The organism is Celeribacter halophilus, assembly GCF_900114135.1.
In the GTDB taxonomy this organism is placed as follows: Bacteria; Pseudomonadota; Alphaproteobacteria; order Rhodobacterales; family Rhodobacteraceae; genus Celeribacter; species Celeribacter halophilus.
This window is the reverse complement of the sequence record NZ_FORY01000005.1, coordinates 1-13436: the sequence shown is the minus strand read 5'-3', so window position 1 is coordinate 13436 and position 13436 is coordinate 1. Positions and strand designations below refer to the sequence as shown.

The following is a 13436-nucleotide window of genomic DNA, read 5'->3' as shown; positions in this document are numbered from 1 at the left end:
GTGGATAGCCGCAATGACTTATGTCGTTTTAGATAACTGCATCGCCTGCAAATACACTGACTGTGTCGAAGTCTGCCCCGTGGATTGTTTCTACGAGGGTGAGAACATGCTCGTCATTCATCCCGATGAATGTATCGATTGCGGCGTTTGCGAACCGGAATGCCCCGCAGATGCGATCCGGCCCGATACGGAACCGGATATGGAGAAGTGGGTCGAGCTGAACCGCAAATATGCGGAAGTCTGGCCCGTGATCCTCGAAAAGAAAGACCCGATGCCGGGCTACGAAGAACGCGATGGTGAGTCGGGCAAACTGGAGAAATATTTCTCCGAAGCGCCGGGCGAAGGCTCCTGATCTGATTTTCCGCGATTGATTCGCTGCTCAAGGCTCCCTGTCGGGGGCCTTTTGAGTCTGAAAACCCCGTCATGGGGTCGAATTCCGGTGTAAGCCCCTGAAAACAAGCAGATAGAGAGCCTTTCCGCCCGCTATGCTTTCTTTGGGGTGTTTTTTGTGGTATGTTCTTCGAACCACGTCAGGACATATCAACCTCAACCCCCAAAGCACAGCTTGAAGGGGATTGAGTTTTTCGCGCCTCGTTCAGGGATCAGGGTCGTCTCGGCTATGATCGATGTTAGCAGACTTTTGTGTGTGTCTGCACGTCTCGACCTGAGTTATACGCGAATGATTTGAACGGGCGTGGTGGAAACGGTCCCGTCTGAGGAAAAAACCTGCAAATGAGCAAGACCAAGAAATCTGAATTCCGCCCCAACGATTACGTTGTTTATCCGGCACATGGTGTCGGTCAGATCATGTCGATCGAAGAACAGGAAATCGCGGGCATGTCCCTCGAACTATTTGTCATCGCCTTTGAAAAGGACAAGATGACGCTGCGCGTTCCGACCAATAAAGCGGTCGAATCCGGCCTGCGCTCGCTGTCCTCGCCCGAGCTGATTCAGGATGCGATGAAGACCCTGAAAGGCAAGGCCAAGGTCAAACGTGCCATGTGGTCGCGTCGTGCGCAGGAGTATGAGCAAAAGATCAACTCCGGTGACCTGATCGCCATTGCCGAAGTGGTGCGCGACCTGCACCGCACGGATGACCAGCGCGAACAGAGCTATTCCGAGCGCCAGCTTTACGAAGCGGCACTTGACCGTCTGACCCGCGAAGTGGCGGCAGTCTCGGGCTCCGACGAGGCCGATGCACAGAAGAAAGTCAGCGAAGTTCTGGTCAGCCGCGCGGCCTGAGTGCCGCATGATCCGGCTGGAATGAGTATTTCCAGCACAAAGGAAACCGCCGGGAGGGAGACCTCTTCGGCGGTTTTTCCGTGTCTGCTTTGTCGTGTCCGCTTGTCGCGCGGTGATGTTATGCGAAGGCGGCAAAAACCGTGAGGGCCGCGATTTCTGTGAGCATCTGGGTGGCGCCCAGAACATCGCCTGTCTGGCCGCCGATCTTGGCTCGTGCGATCCGTGCGGCGCAAAATGCGGTGGCGGTGACGGCAGAGGCCGCGACCACGGTGGGCACAAATCCGACCACCAGCCATGACAGCGCAAGCGCGATGACCGCGCCAAGGCTGGCTGCTGCGCGGGGCGGGCGACCGGTCTGCACCGAGAGCCCGTCGCGGCGGGCGTGCGGCAGGAGTGTCATGACATAGGGGATGGTCGCGCGCGAGAGCAGGGCGGAGGCGATGACGGTTGTGACGATCACATCCTCATGGGCCAGTGTGGAGAGCGCGGTGAAGCGCAGTAATAGCCCGAGGATCAGGGCCAGCACGCCATAAGCGCCGATGCGGCTGTCGCGCATGATTTCAAGGCGACGTGTGCGCTCGAACCCGCCCCAGAACCCGTCGGCACAATCCGCCAGCCCGTCCTCGTGCATGGCCCCTGTGGCAATGACCAGAGCGGCGAGGGTGAACCCCGCGATCAGGCCCGCTCCCAAGCTGAACCAGCCCGCGATGGTGGCGACGGCTCCGGCGATCACACCCACGGCCAGTCCGGCCAAGGGGAAGGCCCAAGCGGATTCGGCGCTGCGTGTGAAGGTGGCGCGGACCGGAATGCGGGTCAAAAGCGCCAGTGCCGTGACCATATCGGTGGGCTGTGGGCGGAATGTTGTGGTCATCTCAATCGCTCCTGTCCTTGGCGGTAAACTCGGGATAAAACCCTTCTCGTTGAAACACAATGAGGGAGACCCTGACGTGACTTTTTCCGATCTTGCCAGCTTTGAACTGCTTCTGAAACAGGCTCCTGGTCCGGACGAGGCGGCGAAAGAGGCGGCACAAGAGCGCAATGCGCAGTTGACCAAGCCTGCGGGGTCGTTGGGGCGTCTCGAAGAGATCGGCGTTTGGTATGCAAGCTGGCGCGGCGAGGGACGGCCACGGATCACCCATCCTCAAGTGGCGATTTTTGCGGGCAATCACGGGATCACAGCGCGCGGTGTTTCGGCCTTTCCTGTGGAGGTCACGGTGCAGATGGTGGCGAATTTCGAGCATGGCGGCGCGGCGATCAACCAACTGGCCCGCAATGCCGGTGCGGTGATGTCGGTGCATCCGATCGAACTGGAGCGCCCGACTGCGGATTTCACCCAAGCGCCCGCGATGAGCGAGGCGGAATGTGTTGCCGCGCTCAAGGTTGGTTGGGAAGCGGTGGATCCGCAATCGGATTTGTTGGTGGTCGGTGAAATGGGGATCGGCAACACCACCTCTGCGGCGGCACTGGCCAATGCACTGTTTGGTGGCGCGGCGTCTGACTGGGTCGGACGCGGCACGGGGGTTGATGATGCAGGGCTGAAGATCAAGGAAGAGGTCTGTGCCGCCGGTGTCGCTTTGCACGCGGGAAAAGCGCCGCTGGAGAGTCTGGCCGCACTGGGCGGGCGCGAAGTGGCGGCGATGGCCGGCGCGATTGCGCGGGCGCGGCATCTTCGTATTCCTGTGGTGCTGGACGGGTTTATCTGTTGCGCGGCGGCGGCGGTGCTTGAGAAAACCGTGTCCGGCGCGCTGGATCATTGCCTTGCGGGGCATGTCTCGGCTGAAGCCGCCCATGGCGCTGTGCTGGCGGAATTGGGCAAGGAGCCCTTGGTGGCGATGGGCTTGCGTCTTGGTGAAGGGTCGGGCGCAGGTCTGGCGATCCCGCTGGTCAAGGCAGCGGTGGAATGTCTCTCCGGCATGGCGACATTTGCCGAAGCGGGCGTCTCCATCACATAGTTACGCGGATGCAGGCGGCGCGGCTCAGGCCGCGTCATTCGCCTGTCGTTTGCGTTCCAGTTCGGTGAGCAAGGCCGCCTCGAAGGCTTTGTCGAGCGCCTGTGACCGCGCAACATATTCGGCGTTTTCGGACACCGGCGTGTTCGGGTCCCAAAGCTCGGCCAGAGAGCGCAGCGCCTCGCGGTCATGCTGGAAATAGGCCTGTTCGGTGACGGCAGCGTCATATTCGGAAAAGCCCATTTCCTCCAGCACATACCGGCCTGCACGCAGTGAGCTGTCGAACAATTCGCGCACGATCTTGTCGGCGCCTGCCTTGAACAGTTCATAGACATGGATGCGGTCGCGGGCGCGCACGATGATGAACAGGTCGGGCCGGATGCTACGCGCGTAGCGCACCAGTTGCGTGGCCGCTTTCGGATCGTCGAGGGTGATGACCAGAACGCGGGCTGTGTCGATCCCTGCGGCGTGGAGCAACTCGGGCCGTGTGGGGTCGCCAAAGAATCCCTTGAAACCGAATTTGCGCATGAGCTGGATGGTTTTCAGATTGTTGTCCAGAACGGTTGTGTGAAAGCCCGAGGCTTGTACCAGCCGGTTCACCACCTGACCGAAACGTCCGATCCCTGCGATAATGATCTCCTGTTGCTCGTCAATGTCATCGGCAGGGGCCTCTTCTGATCGTTCGGAGAGTTTCGCGCGCAGGTAGTCCTGCAAGATGAAGAATAGCGGGGTGAAGAGCAGGGAGAGGGCGATGATCAAGAGCACCCGTTCGCCCATGTAGGGGGCCAGAACCCCCTGTTGCAGGGAGAAGGTTGTCAGCACCATGCCGAATTCGCCTGCTTGCGCCAGAGACAGGGTGAACAACCACTGCCCGCGTGTGCGCAGTTTGAACACCCGCCCGATGCCATAGAGGATCAGCCCTTTGGTGATCATGAGCATGACCGTTAGACCGATGATGGTGATGGGGTCGCGGAACAACACGGTGAAATTGACGCCTGCGCCCACGGCGATGAAGAACAGCCCCAAAAGCAGACCTTTGAACGGTTCGATGGAGCTTTCCAACTCATGGCGAAATTCGGAGTTTGCCAGAACGACGCCCGCAAGGAAGGTGCCCAGAGCCGGAGAGAGACCGACCTCAGTCATGAGCAAGGCGATGCCAATGACGATCAGAAGGGCGACGGCGGTATAAATCTCGCGCAGGTTGGCGGAGTGGATGTAGCGAAACACCGGTCGGGTGAGAAACACACCGGCAAGGATGATCGCGGCCACCGCTCCCAGTGTCACCAGAGTGACCCCCCAGGCGGGCAGCCCTGCCACAAGCGAAGCACCGTGATCGGCAGCATGGGTGGCATCGGAGGCGCGGCTGATAGAGCCGTCCGGATTGATCGACAGGCGTGATCCGGTCGCCAGAAGCGGCATCAGCGCCAGCATCGGGATGACGGCGATGTCCTGTGTCAAAAGCACGGAAAAGGCCGCACGCCCCCCGCCGGTATGGATCAGGTTTTTCTCCGACAGGGTTTGCAGAACCACGGCGGTGGAGGACAGCGACAGAATCATGCCAAGGGCCAGCCCCGTCTGCCAGCTTTGTCCGAACCAGACCGCAGCGCCTGCCACGACAGAGGTTGTGACGAGGACTTGTAACCCGCCCATGCCCAACAGCTTGTGCCGCATTTCCCAAAGGCCGCGCGGGTCCAGTTCAAGCCCGATCAGAAACAGCATCATGACCACGCCGAACTCGGCAAAATGCAGCAGATCTTCGCTTTCGTTATGTTGCACAAGCCCGAGCACAGGCCCGATCATCATCCCCGCGAGGAGATAGCCCAGCACGGAGCCAAGACCCAAACGGCGGGCCAGAGGAACAGCGACAACCATAGCGGCGAGATAGATAACGGCTTGGGCCAGAAGGCCTTGCATGAGCGCAGTCCTTATGTGTCTTGATCATGATCAGGTTACGGGGTGTATATGCCCGTTTCGTGATCGGTTGGTAAATATTTATTCAATATCGTATCGGTAGGCCAGTCGCCCGCTCGCAGCGAACAGGCGTTAGCCTTGAATCTCAAGCGTGTAAGAGCGGTTGCCCTTGATATAGGTGAGGCTGTCGGAAGCGATGGATTGCACACGCCCGCCGTTCAGCTTGTCGCCCACTTGAACCTTTGCGAACCGCCCCGAAGGCAGGCGCACAAGAGCGCGGCGGTCGGAGTTTGAACCATAGACCCCGATCAGGTTGATCTTGCGCAGGTTGATCGCGTTTTGCACCGTTGCGGCGCGGGCGACATTGGCAGGATCGGATTTCGGCAAGGGGCTGTCGGGCACACGCGCCGTGACCTGTGCGGCGGATGATGTGCGTGTGGTGCCAGCATCTGCCGCTGCGGAGGCGGCGGCTTCGGCTGCGCGGGCGGCGGCTGCGAGCTTGTCGAAGTTTTGCGGGCGGGGCTTTGGAATGAGCGATACGGTCACGACAGGGGCGGTGCGCGGTTGCTCTTCGGCCCCGCTGTTGCGTGCGTCTTCTTCGGCCAGTTCCTGTGCCGAGGCCGGACGCAGTTTGGGCTGGATGCGACCAAGCTCTGCGCGGGTCATGCCGCTCAGATTGGCTTTCTCTGTGTTCTCCACAAGGCTGTCTGGCCGCAGCTTGGGCTGGAACCCTGCCAGCGCGAGACGCGCGGGGTCGTTCTCGTCCACGGCGGCGGGGGACAAGGCGGCCTCAACCGCTTCATTGACCGCGCTGCCCGGACGCGGCTGCGGAATAACATCAGGGCGACCGGCATAAACCACAGCACCATCGGGCGTCACAGTCCCTTCGGGCGTAGCACGGATAAAGCCGTTTTCGTCATAATCATACCGCGTTCCCGGCGGTGCGGGAGGCAGGGGCGTGCGAGGGGCGGTCTCGCCGATATGGCGGGCCGGATCGGGCAGGCCGCCTGCGTCCTGAGAGGCAATGTTGGGATCAATCGAGGCCGTGTAAAGCGCGTTCAAATCGTCTTCGGCGGTCTCGCCTGTGCCGTTTTCAGGTGCCAGAGGCCAGATGCCTGTGGCGGCATATTCGGCAGTCAGGGCCTCCATATCCAGCTCTGCGGTGGCCTCTTGCGAGCCGGGCGGTGCGGGCAGGGCCGCTTGCTCCAGAAGCTCCGGCGTCAGTTCCGGTTCTTCCTCCGGTGCGGGCACTTCGGCAAGCGCGTCTTCGACGGCTGTCTGCGCGGGCAGGGCGGGCGCGTCTTGAGCGAGGGTGGTTTCCTCTGCCGCAGGATCTTGCTCCAGCGTGCTGCTGTGTTGCGCGGGCGCGTCCGCCGTGGTGTCCTCGTCGGGCAACATGCCTGCGATCACGCCCACAAGCAGCAGCGCCAGCACCAGCGCAACGGTGAGGATCAGCCCCATGCGGCGCGGCGATTGACGCTCTGCACGGGTGCGACGACGCGCGCCAAATACGGTCAGGGCTTCGGCCTCATCGCGTGTGTTTTCGACACGGTCCAGTCCGGCGGCGCGATCCGACAGCGGCGCGATCTCGTCACCGGCGACGCCATGATCCGCCACAGTTTGCGGCGCTGGGTCCTCAGTGACTTTGCTCACCGAGATTTTCGGAGCCGCCTCGGCGGGTTTGTCCGCGGTATCTGCGGTTTTCTTGCCCGTTGGCGCAAGGCTGGACAGGGTTTTGAGCGCTCCGAGTGCTGCACCTTTGGCGGCATTCTTGGCCGCATTCTTGGCGACGGTGGCTTTCTGCGGGACGGGTTTTGCCTCCACCCTCGGTGCCGGCGCGGGCGCTTGCGGGGCGGGCATGGGCGGCGGTTCCGGCAAAGGCGCGGACTTGCCGGGGCGCGGGGCTTTCGGCTTGGGTGGCTCTACGGGGTCGTCCACCGGCACATCGCCGGACGTCACGGCCACATGGGGATGGCTCTGGACGGTCTCTTTCGGCGGAACGCTGTCCGGTATGTCCTGCGTGGCCGGTCCCAAGCGTTTCGGCGCACCGACCTGCGGTGGCCCGACCTGCGTAGAGAGGCGGAGCGGCGGCAGCGGTCGTTCGGTTTCTGCCGTGTCTGCCTCATCCTCCGGTGCGCTTTGCGCGTCAGGCTGGTCTTTGGTGGGCTGATCTTCGGAGGGCTGCTCCACGTCGGGCTGGACATTGTCCGTGGGCGCGGCGGGCGTTTCCACCGCGACTTCGCTTGCCTCATCCGAGGGGGCATCGACGGTCGCCTCAATCACATCCGCTTCAAGCGTCTTGCCCGCAGGGGCTTCTACCTCGACAGACGCTTGAGTGCCGTCTTCCTGAGCATCGCCTTCAGGCGCGTCAAAAGGCAGTTCCGGCGCTTCGGGGACGTCCTCCACCACAGGCGCGGTGTCGTCGGCCTCGGCTGCAATCTCGGCCTCATCAACCGCAATGTCCGCAACCGGAGGCGCGACAGGCAGATCGGCGGGAGGTGGCGGTAGGCGGCGTTTGGGCAGGATGCGGATGGCCTCGTCGTCCGGCTCGATCCGCGTGTCGGGGCCGATCAGCCCGTCGGCACTTTGGCAGCGCCCGAAAAACGGCTCACCCTCAAAAGTGCCTGCATCGGGCAGGGCGACGAAGGAAACCGGATTGAACCGATGCTCCGTTGCAAAACTCTCCGCCTCTTCGAGCGTCTCGCGGGCCACCACAGCAATTTGCAACTGTCCGTCATGAACGGTGCTGTCCCAGACCAACTCGTCGAGCGTGTAGGGCGTGGCCCCGTCCAGCTCGGCACGGATCGCGGCGTCACGCGTCTCCGGCCCCGGATCGGGCAGGGTGCGGTAGAGAATCTGGCTGTTCGGGATGACCAGTTTGCTGGCCAGACCTGCGGAGGACACGGATGTGGCCAGTGCGCGCAACTCCGCCAGTTCGCCCGCCATATCGGGGGCATCCAGAGCCACTTCGCCCATATGGTGCCAGCCGCTGGATGCGCGGTGCAATAAAACGATGCCGTCATGGCTGAGGTTGAGGGCAAAATTCGGTTTCATTTCCGTGCGCTGGCTCGATCTTTTAGGTATGGGGCGCACCCTAGCGCAGCTTTCGGACCATGCAAAGTGAAACCGGGCAACTGCGCCAAGATGTTCGGGGGGATGGCGGAACCTTGCCGGGTCACCGCATCCACATTCCGGCTTTCTTGATCCTGTTGCGGATCATGTGTTCCCGTCGCGGCAGGTGGTCGCGGTCGAACATGGCGCGGATTTTCTCGCCCTTGGGCTGATAGACCAGCCGCTTGATCGGCTCATATGTCTTGAGCGCCTTCTTGATCCAGTTCGGGGCGGAGACATCGCGCAAGACCTTGACCACATGATCGCTCTCACGGGCAAACAGCAGCGGGAAGGTCCGGTAATGGCACGAGATCGCACCATCGAGCGTGTCCTCGGGGATGGTGCGCCGCGCGCCACCGAAGGAATGGATCACCAGCGGCAGGGCAACCTGATCCAGCCACGGGTCGAACACCTGAAGGCTGGCGGCCTCAGGCGGGTTGTCGCGAATCTCCAACGCGTATTCGAGGAAGCGTTCGCCGAATTTGCGCGGACATTCGTAGAAAAAGAACCCCGCGTTGAAATAGAGGTAGCGTTTCCAGTATTCGTCCGGCTGGCCAAGGTCGAGTGTGCTTTCGAAGTCCAGCCCGAAACGGTCGTAAAGCGATTTCCAGATGTCCGTGTAGCCCGGCCCGTAAAGCTCGATTTGCGGCCATGTGCCCTCGACCTTGAGCGAGGCACAGGGGCGGGAGAAATCGAAGGGCACGGAAGAGAGCGGGCCGGTGATCAACGTATCGCTGTCGAAAAACACGAAGGGTTCGCCCTCCGGCAGGGCCAGCAGGGCTTCGATCTTGTTGCCATAGGGGTAGCTCTGGCCGAAATGGCGGCTTTCGAAAGGCAGGATTTCCGCATCCAGCCGTTTGAAGGCCGCGAGCACGTCCGCGTGTTTCATGCGCGGGTCATTGTCCCATTTCTCGCCGGGTTGCGGCTCTGCAATGAACAACCGGCCTTTGAAGTCGGGGGCCATGGCACGCAGCGATGCGGCGAACAAAAGCGCCTCATACATGAGCCGCCCGTCCTGTCCGATGACGACAATGTTGAACGGAACACGATTTTGCGGCTTACTGGACATGGATAGGAACTCTGACTGACGATGAAAACCTGTGGTTCGATACGGGCACTATAGGGCGGCTTATCGTTGACCTAAAGGCTCTAATTCTCATGTAGTTAAAAGGATTGTTTTCAAGATGCGTAAAACTTCACACACCGTTCTGGCTGCTGCCTTCTGTATAATCGCCGCAGGGGCTGGCGCGGCGAATTTCACCACCGCCGCCGAGGTCAAACCCATCCTGCAAGCGACCAAGGCGCAATGGATCGCCGTGCGTAATTATGAGGGACAGGATCTGCTGTATTTCACCAACCTCCTGAGCTGGCGCTGCGGCTTGACCGAGGTGTTCTATTCGGTAAATGGCGGCGAGATGACGCCGTTCCGGATGGAACCCTGCTACCTCGACACCGCCCAGCCCAATGCGCTCAAGGCCGAAACCCTCGACGCGGTTCTCGTCAGCTTTCCCGCCGAGAGTGTCGAGACCATCGATTTGAACGTGACCTTTGATGACGGCACATCGGAACAGGCCCATTACGAGCGCAAGGCGGTGGAGATTCAGTAGGGGCTCAAACCTTGTCGCAGACGGCGCGTTTCGTCTGCGGCGATATCTATCCGTTCATCACGCCGCCGCCATGAACGTTAACACGCTCTCGAATGGTGTGAAGTGGTCCGGCAAATTCAGACCACGTGCTAAGATGTATCCAGCACTGACGACGGGATACGGAAATGACGAGAAGACGCAGTTTTTCGGACAAGTTTAAAGCCACGGTCGCCCTTGAGGCGCTGCGTGGTGACAAGACGGCGCAAGAGATTGCGGCCAAGCACAAAATCCACCCAACGCAGGTGACGACATGGAAACGGCAGGCGATTGACGGCCTGACGGGCGTGTTTTCCGACAAAGCCAAGAAGATCGAAGACAACGAGGCCGAAGTCAAAGAGCTCCACGCTAAGATCGGAAAGCTGGTGGTCGAAAACGGTACGGGGGCTTACGCGGCCCTTCAGGCCACGGTCCCCCTAGCTTTATCACAAGGGCTGAAGCGATGAGCCCGTCTGAACGCAAAGCGATGATCAACCGGGATCGCACGGATCTGAGCCTGACCAGGCAGTGCAAGCTGCTAAAGGTCAGCCGGTCGTCACTCTACTATGCTCCCATCGGCATGAATGCAGAGACGTTGGAATTGATGAACGAGATCGACCGGGTGTTCACAAAATACCCGTTCTTCCCCTCTCGTGCATGTAAAGATGCACTGCCGGGCAGTGGGCAGTCGCCAGATTGCAGCCTACCTGCCGCGAAGCGGTTTCCATGCTGGTCGTCATCGCGTGCGGCGCCTGATGAGGATCCTGGGGTTACAGGCGATCTATAAAGGCCCCAACACCAGCAAGAAGCACCCCCAACATCCGGTCTATCCTTACCTGCTGCGGAAACTGCCTATCACGCGCCCAAACCACGTTTGGTGCTGCGATATCACATATATTCCGGTGCGACGCGGGTTCCTCTATCTGGTGGCGATCATGGACTGGGCTACACGCAAAGTGCTGGCATGGCGGCTCTCAAACACGCTGGACGCCAGCTTTTGTGTCGAGGCTTTAAACGAGGCCATCGCCAAATATGGTAAACCCGAGATAATGAATACCGATCAAGGATCGCAGTTCACCGGGACGGCCTGGATCACCACGCTCATCGATGCCAAGATCAAAATCTCCATGGATGGCCGAGGTCGCTATCTCGATAATATCTTCATCGAAAGGCTGTGGCGATCACTTAAGCAGGAGGCCGTCTATCTGCACGAATTGCAGGACGGGTTCCAAGCCAAACGCGTCATCGACGAATGGCTCGAATTCTACAACGCCGAGCGACCGCACACGGCGCTTGATAAACGGACGCCAGACGACGCATACTTTGAGGCAACACAGATGAACCAAGCGGCATGAAACCTTAACCATGATCCATCTTAGCAAAGCCGCACAACTGTCCGAAAAAGCAGGACCACTTCACTTGCGCGGCTTCGATCGCGCGCTGAATTGCGTGTTTTGTCACGGTTGGTGCTGCCATCGGTGCCTCCTGCCTAGTCTCGGTTGTGTAGGCCGGACCGAAGTCCGGCCTGTTGGTGATCAGTTCGTGCCGTAGAAGAGCGGCAGGGCGGTTGCCTCTTTGGCTTTCTCTGCGCCTTCGCGGATGGCGTCGCGGCGGGCCTTGTCAGCATCGTGCAGCGTCAGGCGGAATTTGACATCGCCGCCGTTGGGGCGATAGGCGAGGCGGACGGGCAGGGTGTAGGCTGCGCCGTTCTCAAAGACCGGAATGGCGATCAGCGCGAGGTTCGGGATCTCGATTTTGCCGCCATCCTGACCGGCTTGTGTGGCCTCGAAGAAAATCTGGCCTTCGCCTGTGTCGGGGTTGCGTTTGAGCTTCGCGGTTTGGCTTTCGTGGATTTCGAGCCCGCGTGAGAGTTCGAGGAGGCGGCGATAGGTTGCAAAGCGGCCGCTCAGGCGGGCTGCGACATCGGCCAGCTTTTTCTCCCACTCCTGCGCTTCCTCTTGGCCCGTGCCGTTCGCGAGGTATGGCGTGGGGTCATAGAAATCTGCGGAGCGGTCTTCGATGAATTCACCGAACTCGCCGGGGCTTTTCCATTTTCCGGAGAAGTCGGACCATGCCTTCCATTCTTCCGAGTGCGGGAATTTGTAGACACCACGATGGTCGCAGTGATTGGCGAGTGGATCGCGGCCCTCGGGCGTGGCCGCCCCTTCGCCGTGGTAGTTGGTGATGCAGGTCAGGGAGGGCTGCTCGGCATTGCAGAACAGCACAGAGTTGCTGCCTTTGAAGCGGTTGGTCCATTCGATCAGGCTGTCGATTTCGTGCAGATGATCGGTGCCGCTGCGGCGTGCGGGCTGGAACTTGTCCAGGGCGCGATCAATTTCCTCGGTGACATTGACTAGGCTCTGATCTTTGTGGTGCGAGATGTATGTCGGGGTTTTGGGGTTGTTGCCGAGAGAAATTACCTCTGCGTCTGCGTGCTCTTCCACGATCTTCGCGACGGTTTCCGCGATGTTTTCCTTTGTGAATTCCATGCCCATGGTTCCTTCTTGGTCTGGTGGTTAGCTGGTGGTGCGGATCTCGGGCTCTTCGCTCACTGTGCGCAGCTCCATCCGCATTTGGCGCGGGTTTGTCGGGGTGATCCCGCCTTCCTGCGTGGTCCATGCAACGCCTTTGGCCTTTGGTGCAGCGGGGGGCTTGGTTGTGATCTCGCCCACAAGTTCGAGTGTGCCCTGTTCGTCCAGAGTCATGTCGATCTTGAGGGTGAGGGAGCCTTTGGCCTTTTTCATGTAGGCGGTGCGGTGATCCTGAAGGTCCGCGATCAGCTCCTTCTGTGCGGCGAGGACTTCGCCCAGAAAGTCTCCGTTGTTCATCAGCGAGAGAAGCTGATCGAGGCTTGAAAGTTTCGGGTCCGTGACGGACATGGCGCTCTCCTTAGCGTTGGTTCGGGATTTTTCCGGCCCATGCGTCGAAATCGGTGCGCATGGCTTGGAAACGGATTTGTGCGATCGTGTTGGTGGCGAGTTCGCGGCGGCTGTTGATCTGGCAGATCGTGCGCAGATATTCGGCTGCGCCTTCGGTGGTGAGGCGATCATCGGGAAAGCCGGATCGGATCGCGGCAAAGCGCTGAAAGCGCGGGTCGTTGCAGATGATCCCCGCCTGTTGAGACAAGGGCAGCGTGTCGAAGGGCCGTTTGCTCATGGTTTCATTGTCCTGATCTTCTGGTTGTGGTTCGTTGGCGGCTTCCTGGCTGCATCGCTGGCACGGGATCATGGCGAAGCCTGCGGGGTCTTTGACGCCGTGCCCGTTGCAGATGGGGCAGGTCGGGTCTGGTGCCTGTGTCATGTCTCAGGCTGAGCTACCCCCCGAAATTCGGACAGTGACGTAAGCTACGATTTGCAGTCTGCTGATCTTCGACGAAAAGGAGATCAGAGATGTCGAAACGCAAACAACATGCGCCTGAATTTAAGGCGAAGGTCGCGCTGGAAGCCTTGAAGGGTGAGGAGACCGCCGCCGAGCTGGCAAGCCGGTTCGGGGTGCATCCGACGATGATCCATCAATGGAAACGTGCGCTCTTTGAGGGCGCCTCCGGCGTGTTTGAACGCGGTGGCAGAAAGAATCCCGAGATCAATGAGGAGCAGGTGAA

At 60.4% G+C, this 13436-nt stretch carries 12 protein-coding genes and 1 pseudogene; 6 read left to right on the top strand and 7 right to left on the bottom strand.

What is annotated here, in order from left to right:
* The first annotated feature begins 13 nt into the window (after window positions 1-13).
* Together fdxA and BM152_RS06090 are read left to right on the top strand one after the other, a co-directional pair.
* A complete protein-coding gene (gene fdxA / locus BM152_RS06095) occupies window positions 14-352 on the top strand; it encodes a ferredoxin FdxA (RefSeq protein ID WP_066599245.1) in 339 nt (112 codons plus the stop codon).
* Window positions 353-732: 380 nt separating this feature from the next.
* Entirely contained in the window at window positions 733-1242 is a 510-nt protein-coding gene (locus BM152_RS06090; protein WP_066599243.1) for a CarD family transcriptional regulator, read from the top strand.
* 118 nt (window positions 1243-1360) lie between these two features.
* On the opposite strand, the gene cobS is transcribed toward BM152_RS06090, so the two are convergent.
* Complete coding sequence (cobS, locus tag BM152_RS06085) at window positions 1361-2113, bottom strand: adenosylcobinamide-GDP ribazoletransferase (RefSeq protein ID WP_066599240.1); 753 nt, start codon at window positions 2111-2113, stop codon at window positions 1361-1363.
* 76 nt (window positions 2114-2189) lie between these two features.
* Here cobS and cobT point away from each other — a divergent pair, with 76 nt between their 5' ends.
* Window positions 2190-3194: a nicotinate-nucleotide--dimethylbenzimidazole phosphoribosyltransferase gene (gene cobT, locus BM152_RS06080; protein WP_066599237.1), complete on the top strand. Its 1005-nt coding sequence runs from the start codon at window positions 2190-2192 to the stop codon at window positions 3192-3194.
* A gap of 24 nt (window positions 3195-3218) precedes the next feature.
* Here cobT and BM152_RS06075 read toward each other — a convergent pair whose 3' ends face one another.
* The 3 genes from BM152_RS06075 to BM152_RS06065 all read right to left on the bottom strand — a co-directional run bounded on the left by BM152_RS06075 (window position 3219) and on the right by BM152_RS06065 (window position 9282).
* Complete coding sequence (locus tag BM152_RS06075) at window positions 3219-5105, bottom strand: monovalent cation:proton antiporter-2 (CPA2) family protein (RefSeq protein ID WP_066599235.1); 1887 nt, start codon at window positions 5103-5105, stop codon at window positions 3219-3221.
* Between the two features lie 129 nt (window positions 5106-5234).
* Window positions 5235-8156 carry a hypothetical protein gene (locus BM152_RS06070; RefSeq protein ID WP_066599232.1) on the bottom strand — a complete coding sequence of 974 codons (2922 nt, stop codon included), beginning with the start codon at window positions 8154-8156 and terminating at the stop codon, window positions 5235-5237.
* Window positions 8157-8277: 121 nt separating this feature from the next.
* Window positions 8278-9282 (bottom strand): hypothetical protein, encoded by a 1005-nt coding sequence (locus BM152_RS06065; RefSeq protein WP_066599229.1) that lies wholly within the window; start codon window positions 9280-9282, stop codon window positions 8278-8280.
* Window positions 9283-9397: 115 nt separating this feature from the next.
* Between BM152_RS06065 and BM152_RS06060 the strand changes: the two genes are divergently transcribed.
* Together BM152_RS06060 and BM152_RS06050 are read left to right on the top strand one after the other, a co-directional pair.
* Complete coding sequence (locus BM152_RS06060; RefSeq protein ID WP_066599227.1) at window positions 9398-9820, top strand: hypothetical protein; 423 nt, start codon at window positions 9398-9400, stop codon at window positions 9818-9820.
* A 164-nt stretch (window positions 9821-9984) separates the two neighbouring features.
* Window positions 9985-11190: pseudogene (locus tag BM152_RS06050) on the top strand (IS3 family transposase).
* 180 nt (window positions 11191-11370) lie between these two features.
* Here the strand turns inward: BM152_RS06050 and BM152_RS06045 are convergent.
* From BM152_RS06045 to BM152_RS19520, 3 genes are read right to left on the bottom strand one after another with little or no spacing between them, the layout of a single operon-like run.
* Window positions 11371-12324 carry a DUF2303 family protein gene (locus BM152_RS06045; RefSeq protein ID WP_066599223.1) on the bottom strand — a complete coding sequence of 318 codons (954 nt, stop codon included), beginning with the start codon at window positions 12322-12324 and terminating at the stop codon, window positions 11371-11373.
* 27 nt (window positions 12325-12351) lie between these two features.
* Complete coding sequence (locus BM152_RS06040) at window positions 12352-12714, bottom strand: hypothetical protein (RefSeq protein ID WP_066599222.1); 363 nt, start codon at window positions 12712-12714, stop codon at window positions 12352-12354.
* Window positions 12715-12724: 10 nt separating this feature from the next.
* Window positions 12725-13135, bottom strand: coding sequence for a hypothetical protein (locus tag BM152_RS19520; protein ID WP_231730464.1), 411 nt, complete (start codon window positions 13133-13135; stop codon window positions 12725-12727).
* 89 nt (window positions 13136-13224) lie between these two features.
* Here BM152_RS19520 and BM152_RS19515 point away from each other — a divergent pair.
* Window positions 13225-13436: transposase (locus tag BM152_RS19515; RefSeq protein ID WP_074914050.1), on the top strand; the 212-nt coding region annotated here is incomplete at its 3' end.

Excerpts from the sequence above, each read along its gene's own strand:
- BM152_RS06090 (WP_066599243.1), top strand. The coding sequence starts at position 733 with ATGAGCAAGACCAAGAAATCTGAATTCCGCCCCAACGATTACGTTGTT.
- BM152_RS06065 (WP_066599229.1), bottom strand. The coding sequence starts at position 9,282 with ATGTCCAGTAAGCCGCAAAATCGTGTTCCGTTCAACATTGTCGTCATC.
- fdxA (WP_066599245.1), top strand. The coding sequence starts at position 14 with ATGACTTATGTCGTTTTAGATAACTGCATCGCCTGCAAATACACTGAC.
- BM152_RS06075 (WP_066599235.1), bottom strand. The coding sequence starts at position 5,105 with ATGCAAGGCCTTCTGGCCCAAGCCGTTATCTATCTCGCCGCTATGGTT.
- BM152_RS19520 (WP_231730464.1), bottom strand. The coding sequence starts at position 13,135 with ATGACACAGGCACCAGACCCGACCTGCCCCATCTGCAACGGGCACGGC.
- cobS (WP_066599240.1), bottom strand. The coding sequence starts at position 2,113 with ATGACCACAACATTCCGCCCACAGCCCACCGATATGGTCACGGCACTG.
- BM152_RS06045 (WP_066599223.1), bottom strand. The coding sequence starts at position 12,324 with ATGGAATTCACAAAGGAAAACATCGCGGAAACCGTCGCGAAGATCGTG.
- BM152_RS06070 (WP_066599232.1), bottom strand. The coding sequence starts at position 8,156 with ATGAAACCGAATTTTGCCCTCAACCTCAGCCATGACGGCATCGTTTTA.
- BM152_RS06040 (WP_066599222.1), bottom strand. The coding sequence starts at position 12,714 with ATGTCCGTCACGGACCCGAAACTTTCAAGCCTCGATCAGCTTCTCTCG.
- BM152_RS06060 (WP_066599227.1), top strand. The coding sequence starts at position 9,398 with ATGCGTAAAACTTCACACACCGTTCTGGCTGCTGCCTTCTGTATAATC.